Source organism: Mucilaginibacter sp. P4_G9, from assembly GCF_056400985.1.
This window is the reverse complement of record NZ_JBFUKF010000847.1, coordinates 1-918: the sequence shown is the minus strand read 5'-3', so window position 1 is coordinate 918 and position 918 is coordinate 1. Positions and strand designations below refer to the sequence as shown.

The following is a 918-nucleotide window of genomic DNA, read 5'->3' as shown; positions in this document are numbered from 1 at the left end:
GATTTTGGCGCATTCATCATAATCAATACTCGACAGAATTTTTTGGGTCACCGTCGACATTGTCCTAATCTCATTATTATCCAGATCCTTATTGTTGTCTTTAAAATCTGAATAAGCTGCTTCTATACCAAAATCAATACTTTTTATGAGGTGCGAAAAACGATGTATTGAGGTATCGAGCGGTAATTTTTTAGGTAATTTCCTTCTAATCTGGAGGTAGGCTCCATCTGAAACTCCAAAAAACTTGCGGCATGAATAAAAAGTATCTATGCCAGGCAATGGTTCAGAAAAAAAAGCCTGGGAATTATCCACTATCAGGTTTGTAAACTTATAACTAAGTTCTATTACTTTTTCTTGTTTAATTCCAAAATAATTGGTGTACAGAAAGCATGCATCTGGTTCAATATCAAAATCTATTACCGGATCAAATTGCTTATCAATTGAGTAAAACTGATGTTTAATACCCAATTTTGTGATAGGCTCAAGCAAAACATCACAGGTAAAATAGGGTATATATATTTTTGTATATCCCTTTTGCCTTAGTATATACTCTAAAGMATTGCGTCCGGTATTTAGATGAATAAGATTGGGATAATATTCATTACCATGGGGTAACTCGAGCTCTAAATATCCACCAATGGATTTTAAAGGAGTTTTATTTTTTTGCATAGCCGTAAGTTAGATGATGGATAAATTAAGACTTAAGTTAACCCTGGTCGCATTGGTACATTCTTAAATGTGCCGGCTGATAAAATTCATTTAGGTTTTCAGGTGTGCGGGAATTGTACCCTATAACCTGGCGCAACTCGGAGTTGAGGTGCGATACAAAGTCATAACCTAAAAATCTTGGATAGTCCATCTGCTGTTTTAAAAACGGCCTGGTAAATCCTATTGTTAATGCTCTGCGTGGCTCAAGGG

1 protein-coding gene and 1 pseudogene are annotated in these 918 nt (G+C 35.6%); both read right to left on the bottom strand.

What is annotated here, in order from left to right; translation table 11 throughout:
- A partial coding sequence (locus AC1DPZ_RS28095; RefSeq protein WP_477409738.1) for a hypothetical protein occupies positions 1-669 on the bottom strand: 669 nt, incomplete at its 3' end.
- Positions 670-706: 37 nt separating this feature from the next.
- Positions 707-918 (bottom strand): annotated as a pseudogene (locus AC1DPZ_RS28090) (phytanoyl-CoA dioxygenase family protein); the annotation flags it as partial.